Origin of the sequence: Providencia stuartii, assembly GCF_029277985.1 — a bacterium.
Classification (GTDB): domain Bacteria; phylum Pseudomonadota; class Gammaproteobacteria; order Enterobacterales; family Enterobacteriaceae; genus Providencia; species Providencia zhejiangensis.
Genome location: NZ_CP119546.1, coordinates 2,229,531 through 2,249,922, shown reverse-complemented (window position 1 = coordinate 2,249,922; position 20,392 = coordinate 2,229,531). Strand labels below are relative to the sequence as shown.

Below are 20,392 nucleotides of genomic sequence, written 5' to 3'. Positions count from 1 at the left end.
CCTGAAGTGACAGACGACTGCATAATTGCAGTGAAAAATGATATGGAATCAGTTTATGGGAATGGGCAAGTCTTAAGTTTGCGTTAGCTCAATTTTCTAGTTAATAGCAAAAACTTTATCAACTTTTGTTAACCTTGTAGTAACTGGATCAATAAAGAGCCATCGTATAAAGCCTGTTGAATTAAAGCAGTTTCACTCTCTTTTTTAGTAATTTCAGATTTTTCAATATGCAATTCTTGATAGTAGATATGAATGCACTGGGAGCGACAGTATTGATATAAAAGTGGATAAAATAGCGAAGAGACACGATTTAATGGCGAATTGATCAAAATTAACTCAATGCCAAAAATATTAATTAATTGATAGAGCTGCCCTGCGAGTATTTGAGCAATATTATCTAATATGTGCAGGCAAAGAGGATCTTCAGTTTCAATACCTAAACAGAAATTATCGAAATTAATTTCTTCATTTAAAAGCGAGGTTTCTGGGTATAAATGAAATAATTTAGGAATACGCTTTAAGATCGCTGGAATCGAAATCGATCTTTCTAAGCAGCCAATCCCGCCACAATAACAACTCTCGTGGCTGTTCTGAATCTGTCCATGACCGAAATAAATGGTACGTCTGGTATGGCTATCTAGCGCAATACCATTATTGATAATGGCGGCACTAACCACATCATCGATTTGTAAATAAATAATATTTTTAGCCGTTCTTTTAGCATGAAAAGAAAAATAATCGGTTAAGGCTAACGTATTAACATAAGGTTGAATATAGGTTGGTAAACCGGTTTGTTCTGTTAAGTGATGGCCAAGTGATAAATGATCAATATCATAGTCCGGTAATTTATAAATCACACCGGAAAAAGGCTCAATTAAACCATCTAAAATAATGCTAATTGCAGTGACACGCTCAAGGTGTTGTGAGTAAGTGGCAAAAAAATGGCTAATTAAAGATGAGAGAGTATTTGAAAATTCATCATTGCCTTTTACGTGAAAAGCATAGCTTTGTTCTACGATGGTTTGGGTATTGATCTCTTTTAGGGCTAAGCTGATAGAACCATTTTCAATTCGGATAGATAAAAATTGCCACCCTTCACTTTCTATTACTAAGCCAATGGCTGGTCGACCACGTAAGCCAAGGACGGGGAATTCAATTTCTTTCACTAAGTGAGCATCGATCAATTCACGGGTGATTTTTGTAATACTCGCTGGAGCGAGTAGTGATTGTTTGGACAACGCAATACGCGAGATTGGCCCGTGTTGATCAATCACTCGGTAAACAATCCCTGTATTTAGTTGCTTAATCTGATCGATATGACCGGTTTGATTTTCCATTATGAAATATTAAATCCCATGCTAAAGCAGCCAGCTATTATGCGTAATATAAGTCATCAACGCCTTGATCCACATGTTAATTGTGACTTAAATCACATGATTTAACCAACAATGTTTTTTATGAGTAACTGAGTTAATTTTTGTGCGGCCGCTGGTAATGTCCTACGACTATTGTAGACTAACCATACCTCCGATGCTGCATTGATATTAGAAAATTTGATGTACTTTACACCATCAATCTTCATGCGAGTGAAGGACTCTGTGATAATAGAAATTCCCATGCCAGCTGCAACTAATCCTAAAATGGTCATCGCTTCACCGGCTTCTTGAGATATTTTAGGCGTGACCCCAGCGGATGTAAGCAGATTATGTATTTCATCATAAAGCGCCGTTCCCACCTCTCTTTCGAAAAAAACTAAAGGATAATCAGCCAATAAGTGAATATCGACACCTGTTTTTTCGTATTTTAATAGCGGATGCCCTTCATACACCGCAACCATGAAAGGTTCTTTAAACAATAATTGGTAATTCAATTGTTCAGGTAATTGAGTATTACGCATAATACCCATATCAATCCTACCCGTTAATAATGGTGCAAGTTGTTGTTTTGTATTCATTTGATGCATATGAATAGCGACTTCAGGGTAGGATTCACGATATTGACGTAAACACATAGTCACTTTATGCATAAAGGGGGTTGTTGAGGTGAAGCCTATAGAAAGTTCGCCTAACTCGCCCTTTTCCATTCTTGCGGCTTTCGTGGCGGCAGCTTCGACCTGAGACAATATTTGATAAGCCTCTTTAAGAAACATAGTGCCTGCGGGGGTTAAGGATACATTCCTATTATTACGCTCAAGTAACTTTGCATTGATTTGCTCTTCAAGTGACTGAATTTGCTGACTCAATGGTGGTTGAGAAATATGCAGTCGATCAGCCGCTCTCCCAAAATGTAACTCTTCTGCAACAGCAACAAAATAGCGTAAGTGTCTTAATTCAATAGCCATTTTCTTTATGATATCTTTAAAGTATTATTGGTAATTATTAATATATTAGACAAAATAGTCTGAGATTTCTATCCTTTGATCGAAATCAATTGGGTTATATGGCAAGGAAATCTCTATGGAACATTCATCAAATAGTCTTACTACTGAAGACACCGCTAACGGAACGCGGGATAACTCAAATAAGAATACTGTCCCTAAAAAGCACTATATTCAACGTGATGATGCACTATATTTGCGCGTGACACTTTCATTCTTTACCGTGGGGTTAGCTACATTTGCATTACTTTATTTTGTGCAACCGATTTTGCCGATGTTATCAGAGGATTTTAATGTTTCCCCTGCTACGGCTAGTCTCTCGTTATCATTAAGTACTGGATTAATGGCGCTAGGGCTACTGATTACTGGACCAATTTCCGATGCGATTGGACGAAAAAATGTCATGGTCGTTGCGTTAACAAGTGCGGCATTGTTCACACTGTTAAGTGCTTTTATGCAAAGTTGGCAAGGTATTTTAATTGCTAGAGCGCTCGTTGGATTATCGTTGAGTGGTGTTGCAGCGGTTGCGATGACCTACCTAAGTGAAGAAATCCATCCTAGCTATGTCGCATTATCAATGGGGTTATATATTAGTGGTAACTCTATTGGTGGAATGAGCGGACGTCTTGTTACGGGCATTATCGCTGATTTTTATTCATGGCGTGTCGCTGTGGTTTTGTTGGGCAGCCTAGCTTTAATTGCTGCAATTGGCTTTTGGCGGTTATTGCCACCTTCACAACATTTTAGAGCAAGCTCTTTAAAACCCAAAAATTTGTGGATTAACTTACGCCTTCATTTTCGTGATAAAGGTTTACCATGGTTATTTGTTGAAGGCTTTGTTTTGATGGGAGGGTTTGTCACTATGTATAACTATATTGGTTATCGATTACTTGAAGCCCCCTATCATTTTAGCCAAGCTACTGTTGGCTTATTATCAATAATTTATTTAACAGGTACATATAGCGCATCGAAATCCGGAAGTTTAACCTCTAGATTTGGTTTGGGAAGTGTGCTGATTGCTGCATTAGTTCTCATGTTGTCAGGGATCTTGTTAACACTATTTTCGAGTTTTTGGCTCATCCTTTTGGGCATGACGGTGTTAACAGCTGGGTTCTTTTCTGCTCATTCAGTCGCCAGTAGTTGGGTTGGACACCGAGCTAAACGGGCTAGAGGCCAAGCTTCTTCACTTTACTTGTTTAGTTATTATGCAGGTTCGAGTATTGCAGGAACTGTTGGTGGGATTTTTTGGTTGCAATTTGGATGGGCTGGCGTTGCTTGGTTTATTGCTGGGCTGCTTCTTATTGGTATGCTAATCGCTTACAAATTAAAGGCTAACTGCTGATCAAGCCAGTGTCTTTACTTTATCAATACCTATTAAATGATGAAATTTATTTTGTGAGTTTGATTCAGTGAAAATGTTGCCCTCAACAACGATGAGGGCAACCAATGAAAAATCTATTTTTACTTCCTTTTCTACTCTGTTTTTCAACATTTATATTCGCGCACGGCTATGTATTTGAACCACAAAGCCGTGCTTACCTGTGTAATCAAAAGCTCAATGCAGAGTGTGGTGCAATACAATATGAGCCACAATCTCTTGAAGCTGCAAAAGGTTTCCCTTTATCAGGCCCTATAGATGGTCAAATCGCAAGTGCGGGTATTACTCGCTTTGCTGAACTTGATGTGCAAACAGCCGCTCGTTGGAGCAAAAATGATCTTCATCACTCTCAACAAACGTTTAAATGGTATTTAACTGCCAGACATTCAACATCTAAGTGGGAATACTTTATTACCAAGCCGAATTGGAACCCTAATTTACCAATAAGCCGTAATCAATTAGTTTTAACACCATTTTGCCAGTATGATGAACCCAAACGCCCTGGTTCAGTCGTCGAGCATCATTGTACATTACCAAAAGAAAATTTAGGCTATCAACTGGTGTTAGCGGTTTGGACGATTGCTGATACGGGTAATGCTTTTTATCAAGTGATAGACCTCAATATCAAATAAGACTTTTTATAAAGGGGAAAGAAGGCCCCTTTCGTTCTGTTAGACAGATTTATTTTGCTCGATGCTGAATATTTGTTATATTTTCAATATATAGAATGTTGTAACTAAATGGGTGTATTGGCTTATGACAAATGCTAAATATGAGCTTATAAATTGCTTTAATCAATTAGAGAACAAAATAAGTAAGTTTAGTCATCTCATGGCTGAACAGCCCGTTTTTTATGCCTCCGTATTTCGTCTCCCTGAAATTATGAAAGGTGATGAAAATAATGAAATAAAACATATTGAGGTTGAGAAAATAACAGGAAAAGATGCAATCAATCATGCTATAGCGCATTTTAATTTGTTGTTTATTCATGATAAATCAGAGTTAACCAGCAACAAATCGGCAGTTAGGTTACCCGGTGCTATTTGTATAAATGCGCCCTATTCTACTTATCGGATGTTTCATTCATTACTAGAAGATATCAATGAATTAAAAGTGAAAATAAAGAAGATTGTGACTCAGCAATCTGGCATCGATGAATCACAACGTTTTGAGTTTATTCATGATAGTCTCCATGGTCTATTGACGTTAAATACTTATCGCTCTTTAACTTATCTAACGGATGTCGATACCGTTAGATTTGGCTGGGCAAATAAAAAAGTCATCAATAAGACCACCAAAGAACAGGTATTAAATAAGTTGCAAGCCTCATTAGAAAATGGCCGTCAACCATTAGGTATACCTAGAGAACATTGGCTGAAGCAATTAGAGCAAGAAATTACTCTAATTAGTCAGCTAAATCAGGATGCCGTACTTAAAACTCAGAGACCGGTGAAAGTTCAGCCTATTGCTCGTGTTTGGGATAGCGCACAACAAAAACAGACTCAACTTGCCTGTGCCAATCCGTTAATCATATTTGCCGTCGAAAAATCATTAGATGATATTGTGATCGGTGATTTGCCGGATTATAACGCAGACAATATTACTCTTCGCAACCGCCCCCGATCAAAGCCCATAGAATTATTGATCCCTCGTCTCAACTTATATCAAGAAGTCTAGAGATAAAATGCGATGTTCGTTGGAGATTGAGCGTGATAAAAAGTACATAGATTATGCAACATAAAAAAGCACTTACTTATTGTTAAGCAAGTGCTTTTTTTAGCTTAAACTAATCTGTTAATTAGTTTTTCATGCTGCCAACCATATCTTCAGGACGAACCCACTCGTCGAACTGTTCAGCGGTTAGATAATTCAGTTTTAAAGCTGATTCTTTCAGCGTTAACCCTTCTTTATGGGCTTTTTTAGCAATTTCAGCTGCTTTATCGTAGCCAATATGGGTATTTAGTGCAGTCACTAACATCAGTGATTCATGCAGAAGTTTTTCAATGCGCTCACGGTTTGGTTCAATACCAATCGCACAGTGCTCATTGAAGCTACGCATACCATCGGCCAAGAGGCGAATTGATTGTAAGAAATTATCAATGACCATTGGACGGAATACGTTCAGCTCAAAATTACCTGAAGCACCACCAATATTGATAGCAACATCGTTACCCATAACTTGAGCACAAAGCATCGTTAGCGCTTCGCATTGTGTTGGGTTAACTTTACCTGGCATAATTGAGCTACCTGGCTCATTTTCAGGAATTGCAATCTCACCAATACCGCAACGAGGACCAGATGCCAACCAACGAACATCATTCGCAATTTTCATCAAAGATGAAGCAAGACCTTTTAGTGCACCATGAGCGTGAACTAAAGCATCACACGTTGCTAATGCTTCAAACTTGTTAGGTGAAGTAACAAATGGTTGCCCTGTTAACTCAGCAATTTTTTTAGCGACACGTACAGCATATTCAGGGTGAGTATTTAAACCCGTACCGACAGCGGTACCACCAAGAGCCAGTTCGCACACATGAGGTACAGAGTTTTCAATATGTTTTTCATTGTGAGCTAACATCGCTACCCAGCCAGAAATTTCTTGGCCTAACGTCAGCGGAGTTGCATCTTGTAGGTGTGTACGACCAATTTTAACGATATCTTTAAATTCTTTTGCCTTAGCATCTAATACTTTATGTAATGCTTTTAGCTCAGGAAGTAAATGTTCGCGAATAGCAACAACGGCCGCAACGTGCATAGCTGTTGGGAAGACGTCATTGGAACTTTGGCTCTTGTTAACATCATCGTTCGGGTGAATAAGACGGTCATTACCTCTTTGGCCACCTAAGATCTCACTACCACGGTTTGCAAGCACTTCATTCATATTCATGTTACTTTGAGTGCCAGAACCTGTTTGCCAGATAGCAAGAGGGAATTCTGTCGGATGCTTACCAGCGAGTACTTCGTCAGCAGCAGCGATAATCGCATCGCCACGATCTTTAGGAAGTAATCCTAAATCCATGTTAACGCTTGCAGCTGCTTTTTTAGTCACCGCTAAGGCATGGATTAAAGCAACTGGCATCTTCTCTACAGATATACGGAAATGTTCTAAAGAACGCTGGGTTTGCGCGCCCCACAACTGGTCAGCTGGTACTTCAATTGGTCCCATTGAGTCTTTTTCAATGCGAGTGGCTGCCATTACTATCTCCTTAAGTACATACACAGAATAATCGGTTTTAAAATCACCAGCTTGCAGGTAAGCTGGCAATACCCCTCTATGATGCCACACATTTAATTTCAATAATGCGACTTAACCGTGTTTATTGTATTGTAGTATCAAGGAAATAAGTTGATTTTTAGAAAAAGAGAGTTTGGCTATGCTAAAAATGATTAATAAAGTTCAAAATTATGACTGGGGAAGTAAAACTGCGCTCACACAGTTATACGCTATCCCTAACCCAGAACATTTGCCAATGGCCGAATTATGGATGGGGGCCCATCCTAAAGCGAGTTCTTATGTTGTTAACGCTAAAACCGGTCAAAAACTCTCATTAATTGATTACATTGCCAGTAATCCTGAGAAAATTCTAGGCAAAAAAGTAGCCGCGTCTTTTTCATCACGCTTGCCCTTTTTATTCAAAGTATTGTGTGCAGCAAAACCCCTTTCTGTACAGGTTCATCCGAATAAAGTTTACGCTGAGGTTGGTTTCGCTAAAGAAAATGCAGCGGGTATCCCTCTAGACTCACCTATCCGTAATTATAAAGATGATAATCATAAGCCTGAGCTAATTTATGCGCTCACCCCTTTTAAAGCGATGAATGCATTTCGCCCATTGCAAGAGATCGCCGAGTTACTTGATTTTGTTTCCGCGGCACACCCTGAAATTCAATTTTTTGTTCAATCACCGACGGAAGAAAAGCTGGCTAAATTATTTGCACAAATTCTCAGTCTTTCTGGGGAGCAGAAAGAATTAGCATTAGGTGTATTAAAAGCGGCACTTAATAGCCGCCAAGGTGAACCTTGGAATACGATAAAACAAATGGTTAGCCTTTATCCTGAAGATACTGGTTTATTTGTGCCACTTCTGCTTAATGTGATTGAGTTACAACCTGGCGAAGCGATGTTCTTATATGCAAGAACGCCACACGCATATATTGAAGGTGTAGGTTTAGAAATCATGGCAAATTCAGATAATGTCCTACGAGCTGGTTTGACCAATAAGCATATTGATGTGCCTGAATTGATAGCTAACGTTGATTTTGTTCCTAAAACAAGCAAAAGTTTACTTAGTGAACCCCAGAAATCAGGAAATATCTGTAAATACCATATACCAGTAGAAGATTTTGCATTTAATATATATTCTATTAACGGCACGGAGATAAACATAACTAATGAGACAGCTTCTATCTTATTTTGTATAGACGGTGAGTTAGTTTTGAGATCAGGCAGTGAAGAATTAAAAATCAGTTCTGGAGAATCTGTTTTTATTTCAGCCTTTGAAAAAGAAGTTCGCTTAACAGGTATAGGTGAACTTGCTCGCGTGTATAACCTTTGATTTATTTTGCGTTTTGTTCGTCTTGATTGCACGCAAAAGACGGTTTGTTAAAACTTGTACAAAATTCATTGCATGTTGAATAACGTGCTGAAAGGATGGATGTTTATAATGAAAAAGTCATTAGTTGCAGTTGGTGTTATTATTGCTGTGGGTGCTGCTTGGACAGGGGCGTCATGGTATACTGGCTCTAAAGTAGAAAAGGAATTAAACAAAGTTATCAGCAACACTAACGCATTTTTTGCTGCAAATGCGCCAGAAGCTGGACTCACATTTAAAGTTGAAAACTTTAAACGTGGCGTATTCTCATCTCAAGCAAATATCGTTATTTCAGCAGCTGAATCAGCAGGTCCTGATGAAACTATCGTTTTCAATACCGATATTGATCACGGCCCTTTCCCGCTATCACAAGTTGCTAAATTTAACCTAATGCCGAAATTAGGTGCAGCACATATTGAATTGGCAAATAACGCTTCTACAAAAGAATTATTTGAAATAACAAAAGGTAAACCTTTTATTTCAGGTGATGCTGTAATTGGTTATAGCAAAAGTATTGATTCAGATTTAGAACTGTTACCGATTGAATATTCGAAAGAAGATGCAAGTATCTCTTTCAGCGGTTCAAAAATGGTGTTCAATACGACATCTGACCTCGAAAAAGTGGATGCATCTCTAATCACTGATAATTTAGTGATTCAAAAAGCAGATAAATCTGAGGGAATGACCTTAAAAGGATTGAAATTAATCTCTAACGTAACGAAAACTCAATATGGCTTCTATACGGGTAAACAAGAGTTTGTTATCGCAGATACTGATTTTAATATCCCTGAAGTTAAATTTTCTTTCAAAAATTTAGCTATCAATTCAGATACTGTTCTTGAAAAAGAAACGGTCAAAGGGAATTTAGCTTATAGCATTGATGGACTGACAGCGCTAGGACAAAACTTAGGTTCAGGTAAAGCGGTTCTTTCAATCGATAAATTAGATGCAAAAGCATTAGGTCAATTTGTTGAGCAGTATAACAAAGCCTTAGCAGAAGGTCTGGCAAGTGGTAATCCATCCGCTGCTGGGGAACAAATTGCTATGGATATAGTCACAAAAACATTACCTCAACTGCTGCAAAGCAAACCAACCTTTTCGATTAGCCCTGCTTACTGGAAAAATGATGCTGGACAAAGCTCAATTGACTTAAGCATGACTTTCAACAAATGGAATCAAGACGAACTGACTTCATTAGCGTTGTCGAATAAGGTTGATGAAGCAGTTAAGAGCCTGTTGACCTCTTTTGACTTTAATTTCACGCTGAATAAACCTATGGCGATCGAGTTGCTTGCTCAAGCAGCTATTTTAGATCAAGGTAAAGCTGTCGATGCTGAAATCAAAAAACAGTATGTGGAACAAGCAACAGCTGAATTTGAACAAGCACAAATGATGCTGACTTCTGATATGTTCTCTTCTCCGTTTGAAGAAATGTTTATGACAGACGAAGAACGTGCTGAAAAAGCTAAGCAGAAAAAATCACCGTGGATGGTTGAAAAAGGTAATGACCTGACAATGACTATCAAATTTGCAGGTAATGATATTACTTTCAACGCGGATAAATACACTTTAGCTGACTTCTTAACTAAGATGAAGATCATGTCTAGCCCAGAAAGCACTCTGGATTATGAAGAAGAAATCATCGTTCCTGAAGTTGAAGAAGCGCCAGCTGAAGGTGCAGAAGTCGCACAACCAGCAAACTAATTTAGTTTAAAATAAATCTTAAAACGCCAGTCAATCAATTTTGACTGGCGTTTTTACATCTATACTAAGAACATATATACAACGAACTATCAGCAAGATAAAGGGATGCAATTAGTGATTAACAGACAACTGCCATTAACGGATATCCACCGCCATTTAGATGGTAATATCCGCCCTGAAACGATTCTTTCTCTCGCTCAACAGCATAATATCGCGTTGCCTGCCTATGAGCTAGAAACTCTACGCCCTCACGTACAAATCATGACGCAAGAAGCTGATTTAGTCGGATTTTTACAAAAATTAGATTGGGGAGTCGCTGTGTTAGCAGATTTAGATGCCTGCAAACGAGTGGCTCAAGAAAATGTTGAAGATGCTTATAATGCAGGCATTGACTACGCTGAACTACGTTTTTCTCCCTACTATATGGCAATGCAACACAAATTACCCATTGAAGGTGTCGTTGAAGCCGTGATTGATGGGATAATGGCGGGTTGTAAGCAGTATGATATCAAGATCAATTTAATTGGTATTTTGAGCCGGACTTTCGGACCAGAAGCTTGTTCTCAAGAATTAGCGGGTCTTCTCGCTCATCGTGATAAGCTTTGTGCGCTAGATCTTGCTGGTGACGAACTTGGTTTTCCTGGCTCCCTATTTAATACCCACTTTACCCGAGCTCGTGATGCCGGTTTGCAAATAACGGTTCATGCGGGAGAAGCGGCAGGTGCAGAGAGTATTTGGCATGCGATTAAACAGTTAGGTGCGCAAAGAATCGGTCATGGCGTTAAAGCAAATGAAGACCCAGAACTCATTGAGTACTTAGCCTCACATAAAATCGGTATTGAAAGCTGCCTGACCTCCAATATTCAAACGAGTACAGTATCATCATTATCTGCACATCCGTTGAAAATGTTTTTAAATCACGGCGTATTAGCCTCAATCAATACAGATGACCCAGCGGTTGAAGGTATTGAGCTAGACCATGAATATAATATCGCCGCTCCGATGGCAGGATTAACGCAAGCTGAAATTGAACAGGCGCAAATCAATGGATTAACGATGTCTTTTCTCAGTGAGAGCGAAAAGCAGCAATTGCGACAAAAAGCTGCCCTTCGCTAATCAGGGGATATTCCTTTTTCATTTTGGAAGGTTGGCTTAGAGAACAAACGGTTGCTAGCTATCAACTCTTGCTCTAGCGCATTAAGGCATGAGAGTTTCGAGCCGCTCTCCCGCCATAAACAACCTCCTTTAACAGTGGATAAAATCGATGTTATTGAGTTGATGGGACATAGAAATAATAAATAAGATTATTATTCAATTAGTTAATAGATTGAATATTCATTTTCAACCTTACTATCCGCTGTCATTAAATGTTTAAACGGATTTTAAGATAAAGTCAGATAAGCTGTATTCTAACCCAAACATCCCCGTTTAGGGCAGTGCAACCAAATTCTGCCCTGTTTAGCTTTTTCATTTTCATACTCAGTGGCTAATGTATGAAGTTTGTTTCCACTCATTAGTATGTTGTAACTAAATGCGGGTATTTTATCGAGTAGATACCTCTACTCGACACAGGACTAATTATTTAGCTAAGCGCTTTGCATAGCGTTGAGCAAGAACAGCGCAAACCATCAACTGTATTTGATGGAATATCATTAATGGCAATAGTATCACTCCAACGACTGAGGCTGGGAAAAGAACATTCGCCATTGGAACACCATTAGCAAGACTTTTTTTAGAGCCACAAAATACAATCGTTATTTCATCTTCTTTGCTAAATTTAAATAGGCGAGCCGCTAATGTATTGAGCACCATAACAATAAATAAAATAAGGCAACTGATTACAGCGATCATAAAGAGTGAATAGGCATCAATACGCTGCCATATCCCTTCAACGACCGCTTCACTGAATGCAACATAAACAACCAATAATATTGATGAACGGTCGGTAATATTAATTAGTTTGCGATTCCGGTTAATCCAATTCGCTAATAACGGCCTAGAAAGGTGCCCTACGACAAACGGCAACATTAGCTGTAATAAAATAGCACCAATTGCATTCAGTGTATCCATCGCTTGGCTGCCATCTTCATCCATTAAGAAGCCCACTAAGATCGGCGATAAAAAGACTCCCAAAATGCTCGATGCTGAAGCACTACAAATTGCCGCGGCAACATTCCCGCCTGCAACAGAAGTAAATGCAATTGCCGATTGTACCGTTGCAGGTAACGCGCAAAGGTAAAGGAAGCCCATGTACACGGTTGGTGACATCCAAGTTGGCACCATGAAATGCAACCCTAAACCAATAATAGGAAATAAAATAAATGTGCTAGAAAAAACCAATAAATGCAGTCGCCAGTGTCCAATTCCGGCCATGATAGATTCGCGAGACAGCTTTGCGCCATGCATAAAAAATAACAGTGCAATTGCTGCTGTCGTTAAGTATTGAAAGCCGATTTTAATCTCCCCCTCACAAGGAAATAGGCTAGCAATTACCACAACACAAATCATGATAAGCAAGAAAGGATCAATTTTAAGTTTTGCTAACAAATTCATTTTAGTACCTAACAAAGAGCCAGCTTTTGCTGGCTCATTAATTTAAAATTAATTTTAGAAATCAATATCTACAGTACGTTTTTCTTTGGCTGAAATGATACCGGCTTCAATCAGCTTCATGATTTCAATCGCTTCTTGGGGTTGTACTGGGTTTTCGGCGCCATGACGGATTGCGTCGAAAATCTTAAGGTAATAACCACCGTAATGACCTTTTTTGTTCACCCACTCTTTAGAAATCAATTCATCGCCTTGTGACAGCGTCACAACTCCGTTACGTTCATCAACCCCCCAATTTTCATCGTTGGGTAACGCCCCACTTTTTAGTTTATCTTCTTGGGAATCAAGACCATATTTAACATAACTGCCTTTCATGCCATGGACGACATAAAGCGGAGATTCCGCCGCAGCCACGGTGGTAGCATGAAGAATCACTTTTTTATCTGCGTAATTAAGCAATACATGGAAATAATCGACGGCTTCTGCATTAGGGCGGATCATCGCTAAATCTGCATGAATACTGGTAGGCTTACCAAAAAATTGTAAGGCTTGATCTAATAAATGCGGGCCTAAATCATACCAAATTCCACCGCCGGCAACAGCCGATTCACGCCATCTTTGGCGTGTCACTGGACGATAGCGGTCAAAATGAGATTCATAATATTTAATGTCACCTAAGCAACCGTCAGCAAAGAGCTGTTTTAACGTCAAAAAGCCCGCATCCCAACGACGATTATGGTACACAGAAAGTATTTTTTCTGCTTTTTGGGCCTGTTGTTGTAGCGCTTCGGCTTCTTCAACAGTAACAGTAAAAGGTTTATCCACAACAACATGTTTACCTGCCGCTAGTGCTTGGCTCGCCAGCGGATAATGAGTATCGTTCGGTGTTGGAATAATAACTAATTCTATTTCAGGATTTGCAAGTAACTGTTCTGGAGAGGAGACTACCGTAACATTCGGCCAATCTGTCGTCACTTTATCTGGCTGACTGCTTGAAATTGCTGTCAGCTCATAACCTGGCAAAGTGGCAATAAAAGGTGCATGAAATGTTTTACTTGCATAACCATAACCAATAATACCCACTTTAATTGGTGCAGACATAATAACCTCATTTTATTAGTTTCCACAGAACGTATAAAAAGTATCACCATAACCAATTAATTAGCAAATAAAACTATGGTAGGATATCCATTGATTGATTCTATCAAAATAATTTTAAGTACCATTGAACACTGAAAAAAAGCATTTTAAACGCTAGCTTAGATGCTCTTAGGCAGGTAACAATATGTATTTGAATTATTATGAACTTAAATATGGAATAAATTGATATGACGCCTGTCTATGACCATCATCGAATTACGGGTTGGCTCCTTGCTCCAGCCGCCTTTATTTTAATGACATTTTTTGCTGTGTGCGCCATGGTAGTAATGTATTCCATTAAACTTTATCAAATTGTCACCACTATTGAGAATTGGTCCAGTTATATCCCGTTAGATTGGTGTTTATCATTTCTTATTACCGTTGTGATGGCGCTATTTACCGCTCATATTTTGAAATTGATGTTTATTCGTTCTAAACATTTCCCTCGCCGTTTTATTATTTGGCTATTAGTGTTATTGCTGTTGGGATTAAAAACCTTCGCCTTCGCTGCCGTTGAAGACAATATCGCACTAAAAACACTCGCTTGGCCACTTATTGGCGCGGGAGTCTTTGTGCCTTACATTAAAAATTCTGCCCGCGTGAAAATGACTTTCACACAAGATCGATAAGCATCACAAAAATAGCTTGTTATCATACGCTCAGTTTTACTGACATACGTCGGTCTTTGTTCTTTAATTTTGTTTTCAGGCTATGAAATGACTGATTATCTTTTACTATTTATTGGAACAGTGCTGGTTAATAACTTTGTGCTGGTAAAATTCCTTGGTCTGTGTCCATTTATGGGCGTATCAAAAAAACTCGAAACAGCCATTGGAATGGGCTTTGCTACGACTTTTGTCATGACACTTGCCTCCATCAGTTCTTGGCTGATGGACACGTTAATTTTAGTGCCTCTTGACCTTCTCTATCTACGCACCCTCAGCTTTATTTTAGTGATCGCCGTCGTTGTTCAGTTCACCGAAATGGTTGTCAGAAAAACCAGTCCAACACTCTACCGCTTATTAGGGATTTTTCTCCCACTCATTACAACTAACTGTGCTGTGTTAGGTGTTGCTCTGTTAAATATCAACCAGTCGCATGGTTTCTTACAGTCAGCCGTTTATGGTTTTGCTGCCGCAGTCGGCTTCTCATTGGTCATGGTTTTGTTTGCCGCTATTCGTGAACGGCTTGCTGTTGCCGATGTCCCTGCTCCTTTTCGTGGTTCATCTATTGGCCTAGTTACTGCTGGACTTATGTCTTTAGCATTTATGGGTTTTAGTGGTTTGGTGAAATTCTAATGATGTCGTTATGGATTGCTATTGGCATTTTAGCTGTTTTGGGACTGATTTTTGGTTTAGTCCTTGGCTATGCCTCTCTACGCTTTAAAGTTGAAGAAGACCCTATTGTCGAAAAAATTGATGCGATTTTGCCTCAAAGCCAATGTGGTCAATGCAGCTACCCAGGCTGTCGTCCTTATGCGGAAGCCGTCGCTAATAATGGTGAGATGATCAATAAATGTGCCCCCGGCGGCGAGCAAGTTATGTTGAAAATTTCCGAGCTGCTGAATGTCGACCCTCAACCGATTGACGGCGATGAGAGTGCACAGAATCCCGTTCGTAAAGTTGCCATTATTGATGAGGAAAACTGTATTGGATGCACCAAATGTATCCAAGCATGTCCTGTCGATGCCATTGTTGGTGCAACCAGAGCGATGCATACCGTCATTGAAGACTTGTGTACAGGTTGTGACCTATGTGTCGCGCCCTGCCCAACCGACTGTATTGAACTGGTTCCCGTGAAAACGACGACGGCAAACTGGAAATGGGATTTAAACAGTATTCCAGTTAAAAATATTCCTGTGTCAGCTAATGAACAACAGCCCAAATCACCCTTTTCTGCGGTAAAAGGTGATGCACATGTTTAATTTATTTAACTGGCTGAAAAAAGATACTATTTGGGATTTTTCAGGCGGCATACATCCACCTGAAATGAAGCTTCAATCCAGCCAAGTTCCAATGCGCGTGGCTTCAATCCCTGAGCAGCTTATTATTCCGTTACAACAGCATTTAGGCCCTGAAGGTGAGTTAATTGTTAAAGCGGGTGATCATGTACTCAAAGGCCAACCTTTAACACGTGGTGTTGGCCGAACCGTACCTGTCCATGCTTCAACGTCCGGTACAATCACCGCAATTAAACCGATGGTTACCGCTCACCCTTCTGGCTTAAAAGAACTGTCGGTTTGCCTCAACGCTGATGGCGAAGATACTTGGTGCGAATTATTTCCTGAGCCTAATTATTTACAACTCACCCCAGCGCAACTATTGCAAAAAATTGAACAAGCAGGTATCGCCGGACTTGGGGGGGCAGGCTTTCCAACAGCCTCTAAGCTTGCCGGGGGGAAAGATGCGATCAAGACCTTAATTGTGAATGCCGCGGAATGTGAACCTTATATCACCGCGGATGATCGCCTCATGCAAGAACATGCGGATGAGGTCATCGAAGGCTGTCGCATTTTGCAACACCTACTCAATCCTGATCAAATTCTTATTGGTATTGAAGACAATAAGCCAGACGCTATTGCGGCTTTAAAAAAAGCAATAACCACTCATGATAAGCATATTTTTATTCGGGTCATTCCGACTAAATACCCTTCTGGCGGAGCCAAACAGCTTACTAAAATTTTGACGGGTAAAGAGGTTCCCTCCGGTGCTCGTTCATCTCAAATCGGCGTATTAATGCAGAACGTGGGAACGGTGGTTGCAATAAAACGAGCCGTGATTGATGGTCAACCTTTAATCGAACGTGTCGTGACCGTAACGGGTGAGTCGATCGCCTCTCCGGGTAACTTTTGGACTCGTCTAGGTACCCCTGTACAACACCTTTTACAACAGACAGGTTTTACGCCTGCAACTGAGCAAATGGTCATTATGGGTGGCCCATTAATGGGATTTACTTTGCCTGACCTTAACGCGCCCGTTGTTAAGATTTGTAACTGTTTACTGGTTCCTAGTATCGAAGAGGTTGGGCAAAAGCCTCTTGAAGAAGCGTGTATTCGTTGTGGTTTATGTGTTGATGCATGCCCTGCTGCTCTGCTCCCTCAGCAACTGTATTGGTTCAGTAAAGGTAAAGAGCATGAGAAAGCACAGAAGCATAACCTCTTTGATTGTATAGAATGCGGCGCTTGCGCCTATGTTTGTCCAAGTAATATTCCTCTCGTGCAATATTACCGACAAGAAAAAGCAGAAATACGTGAGATTAAGCAAGAGGAACGACGGGCAGCAGAAGCAAAATTACGTTTTGAAGCGAAACAGCAGCGGATGGAACGCGAAAAACTGGCCCGAGAAGAACGCCATAAAAAATCAGCAGTTCAAGTGGAGGCATCCGATAAAGATGCTGTTGCCGCAGCCCTTGCTCGTGTAAAAGCCAAAAAATCAGCTGCCACATCCGCAATTGATGTCATTGTAGGTGCAGAGCCTGATAACAGTGCGGTTATTGCCGCAAGAGCGGCACGTAAAGAGCAAGCGAGAGCAAAACAGGCCGAGAAACAAGCCGCTACAATGATAGCAGAAGATAATACTAACGACCCACGTAAGGCTGCCGTAGCCGCTGCACTTGCTCGCGCTAAGGCGAGAAAAGCCGCGGCCGCGCAAGAAAGCAAAGGTGACACTGTCACTCAACCTGCGGAAGCAAACGAGGGGAATGATCCGCGTAAAGCAGCGGTTGCTGCGGCTATTGCTCGTGCAAAAGCCAAGAAAGCGGCTCAACAGGAGACTATCACCTCAGAGAACGTAGAACCAACCGGCGCTGACGAACCGGCTGAGGTTGATCCACGTAAGGCTGCGGTTGCTGCGGCTATTGCTCGTGCGAAAGCCAAGAAAGCGGCTCAACAGGAGACGATCGCCTCAGAGAACGTAGAACCAACCGGCGCTGACGAACCGGCTGAGGTTGATCCACGTAAGGCAGCGGTTGCCGCCGCTATTGCTCGTGCGAAAGCCAAAAAAGCGGCTCAACAGGAGACTATCGCCTCAGAGAACGTAGAACCAACCGGCGCTGACGAACCGGCTGAGGTTGATCCGCGTAAGGCAGCAGTTGCCGCCGCTATTGCTCGTGCGAAAGCTAAAAAAGCGGCTCAACAGGAGACTATCGCCTCAGAGAGCGCAGAGCCAACCAGCGCTGACGAACCGGCTGAGGTTGATCCGCGTAAGGCTGCGGTTGCCGCGGCTATTGCTCGTGCGAAAGCCAAAAAAGCGGCTCAACAGGAGACTATCGCCTCAGAGAACGTAGAGCCAACCAGCGCTGACGAACCGGCTGAGGTTGATCCACGTAAGGCTGCGGTTGCTGCGGCTATTGCCCGTGCGAAAGCCAAGAAAGCGGCTCAACAGGAGGCTACTGCCTCAGAGAACGTAGAGCCAACCAGCGTTGACGAACCGGCTGAGGTTGATCCGCGCAAGGCAGCGGTTGCCGCCGCTATTGCTCGTGCGAAAGCCAAAAAAGCGGCTCAACAGGAGGCTACTGCCTCGGAGAGCGCAGAGCCAACCAGCGCTGACGAACCAGCTGAGGTTGATCCACGTAAGGCAGCGGTTGCCGCCGCTATTGCCCGTGCTAAAGCCAAAAAAGCGGCTCAACAGGAGGCTACCACCTCAGAGAGCGCAGAGCCAACTAGCGCTGACGAACCGGCTGAGGTTGATCCGCGTAAGGCAGCGGTTGCCGCCGCTATTGCTCGTGCGAAAGCCAAAAAAGCAGCACAAGATAAAGCACAACTTATCGCGAAAGCCGATGAAGAGGAAATGCTTTCCCCTGCTGCTGAGCAGCCAATTGAAGAAGAAACAGATCCTCGTAAAGTCGCCGTTGCCGCAGCGATAGCTCGTGTAAAAGCGAAACAGGCTCAAAAACAAAACGAACAAACCATGACAGAGTAAGTGATTAAATACCATGAAATTTAGGCCTATTGACCCAAATAATCGCCGTTTGAAAATTGCAAGCGCTCCATTTACCCATGATAATCAAAGCACCAGCCTTGTTATGCTATGGGTGATATTGGCCGCTTTGCCTGGTATTGCGGCACAAATTTACTTTTTTGGTATTGGTACTCTCTATCAAATTGTTTTAGCCATAATCACGGCCATTATCGTCGAGGGCATTGCTATTCGCCTTCGTCAAAAGCCTGTATTGAATGTACTCAAAGATAACTCTGCGGTTGTAACGGCGCTATTATTAGGTATTAGCCTACCGCCATTAGCGCCGTGGTGGATGATCGTTTTAGGGACAGCTTTCGCGATAATTATTGCAAAACAATGCTATGGTGGATTAGGACAAAACCCATTTAACCCTGCTATGGTCGGTTATGTTGTACTCTTAATTTCATTTCCCGTACAAATGACCAGTTGGTTACCTCCCCATGAGTTACAGACTTTAAATATCAATGCATTAGAAAGTCTATCAATTATTTTTACAGGGCATACCCCAACTGGAGTTACGCTTGATGCCTTACGAATGGGTGTCGATGGAATGAGCCAAGCAACCCCATTAGACAGTTTTAAAACAGGGCTTTTAACTCATCCTATTTCAGATGTTTTACAGCAGCCTATTTTGCAAGGCTCTCTCGCTGGTATTGGCTGGCAATGGGTGAATATTGCCTATTTAGTCGGTGGCGTAATCATGTTGAATCGCCGTATTATCAGTTGGCAAATCCCTGTTGCATTTCTCGCTACATTGGCATTTTGTGCAATCGTAAGCTGGTTAATCGATTCTGGGCGCTACTCTCCACCTTTAGTGCAATTACTCTCAGGCGCAACTATGTTAGGGGCCTTCTTTATTGCAACTGACCCGGTAACAGCCTCCACAACACCAAAAGGTCGCCTCATTTATGGTGTGATGATTGGTTTATTAGTATGGTTAATTCGTGTTTATGGTGGTTATCCCGATGCCGTCGCTTTTGCTGTCTTATTAACCAACATTACCGTTCCTCTCATTGACCACTATACGCAACCCCGTGCATACGGGCATGGACATAAGTAAGGAGGCTGTATGTTGAATACGATGCGCCGTCATGGGGCTATTTTGGCGCTATTTGCAGCAGGTACAACGGCTCTCAGTGCTACGGTTTATACGTTAACTAAGGATACCATTGCTCAACAAGCGGCGATTGTGCAAAAGCAATTACTTGACCAAGTCGTGCCAACCCGTTTATATGATAATGATTTTGGACAAGAGTGTTATTTAGTCGGTGCTGAGGCCCAACTTGGCGGTAAACAACCCCATCGACTGTACATTGCACGAAAGAATGGTGAACCTGTCGCCGCCGCTCTCGAATCGATTGCGCCTGATGGCTATTCTGGCGCGATACATCTATTAGTTGGCGCTGATTTTAACGGTAATGTCCTTGGTGTTAGGGTGACTGAACATCATGAAACCCCCGGACTCGGCGATAAAATTGAAACTCGAATTTCCGATTGGATCACGCTATTAACAGGTAACGTTGCTTCTGAGCAGGACCCTAAATGGGCGGTAAAAAAAGATGGTGGTAATTTTGATCAATTTACGGGTGCGACAATAACGCCAAGAGCGGTTGTGAATGCCACTAAGCGCACTGCTGTTTTTATGCAAAAAATACCACAAAATCTATCAAGTTACCCAATTTGTGGAGCTGAATAA

The 20,392-nt window shown here is 41.4% G+C and carries 17 protein-coding genes; 12 read left to right on the top strand and 5 right to left on the bottom strand.

Annotation, left to right across the window (positions count from 1 at the left end; translation table 11 throughout):
* Nucleotides 1-128: 128 nt before the first annotated feature.
* Nucleotides 129-1,337 (bottom strand): ROK family protein, encoded by a 1,209-nt coding sequence (locus tag P2E05_RS09820; RefSeq protein WP_272657773.1) that lies wholly within the window; start codon nucleotides 1,335-1,337, stop codon nucleotides 129-131.
* Between the two features lie 101 nt (nucleotides 1,338-1,438).
* Nucleotides 1,439-2,341 carry a LysR family transcriptional regulator gene (locus P2E05_RS09815; protein WP_154624817.1) on the bottom strand — a complete coding sequence of 301 codons (903 nt, stop codon included), beginning with the start codon at nucleotides 2,339-2,341 and terminating at the stop codon, nucleotides 1,439-1,441.
* Nucleotides 2,342-2,456: 115 nt separating this feature from the next.
* Here P2E05_RS09815 and P2E05_RS09810 point away from each other — a divergent pair, with 115 nt between their 5' ends.
* The 3 genes from P2E05_RS09810 (at nucleotide 2,457) to tus (ending at nucleotide 5,432) form a co-directional block, all read left to right on the top strand.
* Nucleotides 2,457-3,719, top strand: coding sequence for an MFS transporter (locus P2E05_RS09810; RefSeq protein ID WP_154624818.1), 1,263 nt, complete (start codon nucleotides 2,457-2,459; stop codon nucleotides 3,717-3,719).
* A gap of 104 nt (nucleotides 3,720-3,823) precedes the next feature.
* Complete coding sequence (locus tag P2E05_RS09805; protein WP_154624819.1) at nucleotides 3,824-4,387, top strand: lytic polysaccharide monooxygenase; 564 nt, start codon at nucleotides 3,824-3,826, stop codon at nucleotides 4,385-4,387.
* Nucleotides 4,388-4,511: 124 nt separating this feature from the next.
* A complete protein-coding gene (tus, locus tag P2E05_RS09800; RefSeq protein ID WP_276122722.1) occupies nucleotides 4,512-5,432 on the top strand; it encodes a DNA replication terminus site-binding protein in 921 nt (306 codons plus the stop codon).
* Nucleotides 5,433-5,553: 121 nt separating this feature from the next.
* Here tus and fumC read toward each other — a convergent pair whose 3' ends face one another.
* The gene (gene fumC, locus P2E05_RS09795; protein ID WP_154624821.1) at nucleotides 5,554-6,951 is read right to left on the bottom strand and encodes a class II fumarate hydratase; all 1,398 of its coding nucleotides are present in this window, start codon (nucleotides 6,949-6,951) and stop codon (nucleotides 5,554-5,556) included.
* Between the two features lie 178 nt (nucleotides 6,952-7,129).
* Here fumC and manA point away from each other — a divergent pair, with 178 nt between their 5' ends.
* From manA to add, 3 genes are all read left to right on the top strand, one after another.
* Nucleotides 7,130-8,308 (top strand): mannose-6-phosphate isomerase, encoded by a 1,179-nt coding sequence (gene manA / locus P2E05_RS09790; protein ID WP_154624822.1) that lies wholly within the window; start codon nucleotides 7,130-7,132, stop codon nucleotides 8,306-8,308.
* A gap of 108 nt (nucleotides 8,309-8,416) precedes the next feature.
* Nucleotides 8,417-10,048 carry a YdgA family protein gene (locus P2E05_RS09785; protein WP_250000459.1) on the top strand — a complete coding sequence of 544 codons (1,632 nt, stop codon included), beginning with the start codon at nucleotides 8,417-8,419 and terminating at the stop codon, nucleotides 10,046-10,048.
* A 114-nt stretch (nucleotides 10,049-10,162) separates the two neighbouring features.
* Entirely contained in the window at nucleotides 10,163-11,164 is a 1,002-nt protein-coding gene (gene add, locus P2E05_RS09780; RefSeq protein ID WP_247047038.1) for an adenosine deaminase, read from the top strand.
* A 462-nt stretch (nucleotides 11,165-11,626) separates the two neighbouring features.
* On the opposite strand, the gene P2E05_RS09775 is transcribed toward add, so the two are convergent.
* Nucleotides 11,627-12,601 carry a bile acid:sodium symporter family protein gene (locus P2E05_RS09775; RefSeq protein ID WP_154624825.1) on the bottom strand — a complete coding sequence of 325 codons (975 nt, stop codon included), beginning with the start codon at nucleotides 12,599-12,601 and terminating at the stop codon, nucleotides 11,627-11,629.
* Nucleotides 12,602-12,655: 54 nt separating this feature from the next.
* Nucleotides 12,656-13,699, bottom strand: a complete 1,044-nt coding sequence (locus P2E05_RS09770; protein WP_163861587.1) for an oxidoreductase — start codon at nucleotides 13,697-13,699, stop codon at nucleotides 12,656-12,658.
* 227 nt (nucleotides 13,700-13,926) lie between these two features.
* Between P2E05_RS09770 and P2E05_RS09765 the strand changes: the two genes are divergently transcribed.
* The 6 genes from P2E05_RS09765 to rsxG all read left to right on the top strand — a co-directional run bounded on the left by P2E05_RS09765 (nucleotide 13,927) and on the right by rsxG (nucleotide 20,392).
* Nucleotides 13,927-14,367, top strand: a complete 441-nt coding sequence (locus P2E05_RS09765; RefSeq protein WP_163861584.1) for a DUF2569 domain-containing protein — start codon at nucleotides 13,927-13,929, stop codon at nucleotides 14,365-14,367.
* 87 nt (nucleotides 14,368-14,454) lie between these two features.
* Entirely contained in the window at nucleotides 14,455-15,036 is a 582-nt protein-coding gene (rsxA, locus tag P2E05_RS09760; RefSeq protein ID WP_154624828.1) for an electron transport complex subunit RsxA, read from the top strand.
* A complete protein-coding gene (gene rsxB, locus P2E05_RS09755; RefSeq protein ID WP_154624829.1) occupies nucleotides 15,036-15,662 on the top strand; it encodes an electron transport complex subunit RsxB in 627 nt (208 codons plus the stop codon). The genes rsxA and rsxB overlap by 1 nt, the downstream gene beginning before the upstream one ends.
* Nucleotides 15,655-18,657, top strand: coding sequence for an electron transport complex subunit RsxC (gene rsxC, locus P2E05_RS09750; RefSeq protein ID WP_276122721.1), 3,003 nt, complete (start codon nucleotides 15,655-15,657; stop codon nucleotides 18,655-18,657). Before rsxB ends, rsxC begins: the two co-directional genes overlap by 8 nt.
* A 13-nt stretch (nucleotides 18,658-18,670) precedes the next feature.
* Nucleotides 18,671-19,756, top strand: coding sequence for an electron transport complex subunit RsxD (gene rsxD, locus P2E05_RS09745; RefSeq protein ID WP_154624605.1), 1,086 nt, complete (start codon nucleotides 18,671-18,673; stop codon nucleotides 19,754-19,756).
* A 9-nt stretch (nucleotides 19,757-19,765) separates the two neighbouring features.
* A complete protein-coding gene (gene rsxG, locus P2E05_RS09740) occupies nucleotides 19,766-20,392 on the top strand; it encodes an electron transport complex subunit RsxG (RefSeq protein ID WP_154624604.1) in 627 nt (208 codons plus the stop codon).

What these genes read in the sequence shown, in the direction of transcription:
- tus (WP_276122722.1), top strand. Translation starts at nt 4,512, where the DNA reads ATGACAAATGCTAAATATGAGCTTATAAATTGCTTTAATCAATTAGAG.
- P2E05_RS09785 (WP_250000459.1), top strand. Translation starts at nt 8,417, where the DNA reads ATGAAAAAGTCATTAGTTGCAGTTGGTGTTATTATTGCTGTGGGTGCT.
- fumC (WP_154624821.1), bottom strand. Translation starts at nt 6,951, where the DNA reads ATGGCAGCCACTCGCATTGAAAAAGACTCAATGGGACCAATTGAAGTA.
- rsxC (WP_276122721.1), top strand. Translation starts at nt 15,655, where the DNA reads ATGTTTAATTTATTTAACTGGCTGAAAAAAGATACTATTTGGGATTTT.
- rsxD (WP_154624605.1), top strand. Translation starts at nt 18,671, where the DNA reads ATGAAATTTAGGCCTATTGACCCAAATAATCGCCGTTTGAAAATTGCA.
- rsxG (WP_154624604.1), top strand. Translation starts at nt 19,766, where the DNA reads ATGTTGAATACGATGCGCCGTCATGGGGCTATTTTGGCGCTATTTGCA.
- rsxB (WP_154624829.1), top strand. Translation starts at nt 15,036, where the DNA reads ATGATGTCGTTATGGATTGCTATTGGCATTTTAGCTGTTTTGGGACTG.
- P2E05_RS09775 (WP_154624825.1), bottom strand. Translation starts at nt 12,601, where the DNA reads ATGAATTTGTTAGCAAAACTTAAAATTGATCCTTTCTTGCTTATCATG.
- P2E05_RS09820 (WP_272657773.1), bottom strand. Translation starts at nt 1,337, where the DNA reads ATGGAAAATCAAACCGGTCATATCGATCAGATTAAGCAACTAAATACA.
- P2E05_RS09805 (WP_154624819.1), top strand. Translation starts at nt 3,824, where the DNA reads ATGAAAAATCTATTTTTACTTCCTTTTCTACTCTGTTTTTCAACATTT.
- P2E05_RS09765 (WP_163861584.1), top strand. Translation starts at nt 13,927, where the DNA reads ATGACGCCTGTCTATGACCATCATCGAATTACGGGTTGGCTCCTTGCT.
- P2E05_RS09810 (WP_154624818.1), top strand. Translation starts at nt 2,457, where the DNA reads ATGGAACATTCATCAAATAGTCTTACTACTGAAGACACCGCTAACGGA.
- P2E05_RS09815 (WP_154624817.1), bottom strand. Translation starts at nt 2,341, where the DNA reads ATGGCTATTGAATTAAGACACTTACGCTATTTTGTTGCTGTTGCAGAA.
- rsxA (WP_154624828.1), top strand. Translation starts at nt 14,455, where the DNA reads ATGACTGATTATCTTTTACTATTTATTGGAACAGTGCTGGTTAATAAC.
- P2E05_RS09770 (WP_163861587.1), bottom strand. Translation starts at nt 13,699, where the DNA reads ATGTCTGCACCAATTAAAGTGGGTATTATTGGTTATGGTTATGCAAGT.
- manA (WP_154624822.1), top strand. Translation starts at nt 7,130, where the DNA reads ATGCTAAAAATGATTAATAAAGTTCAAAATTATGACTGGGGAAGTAAA.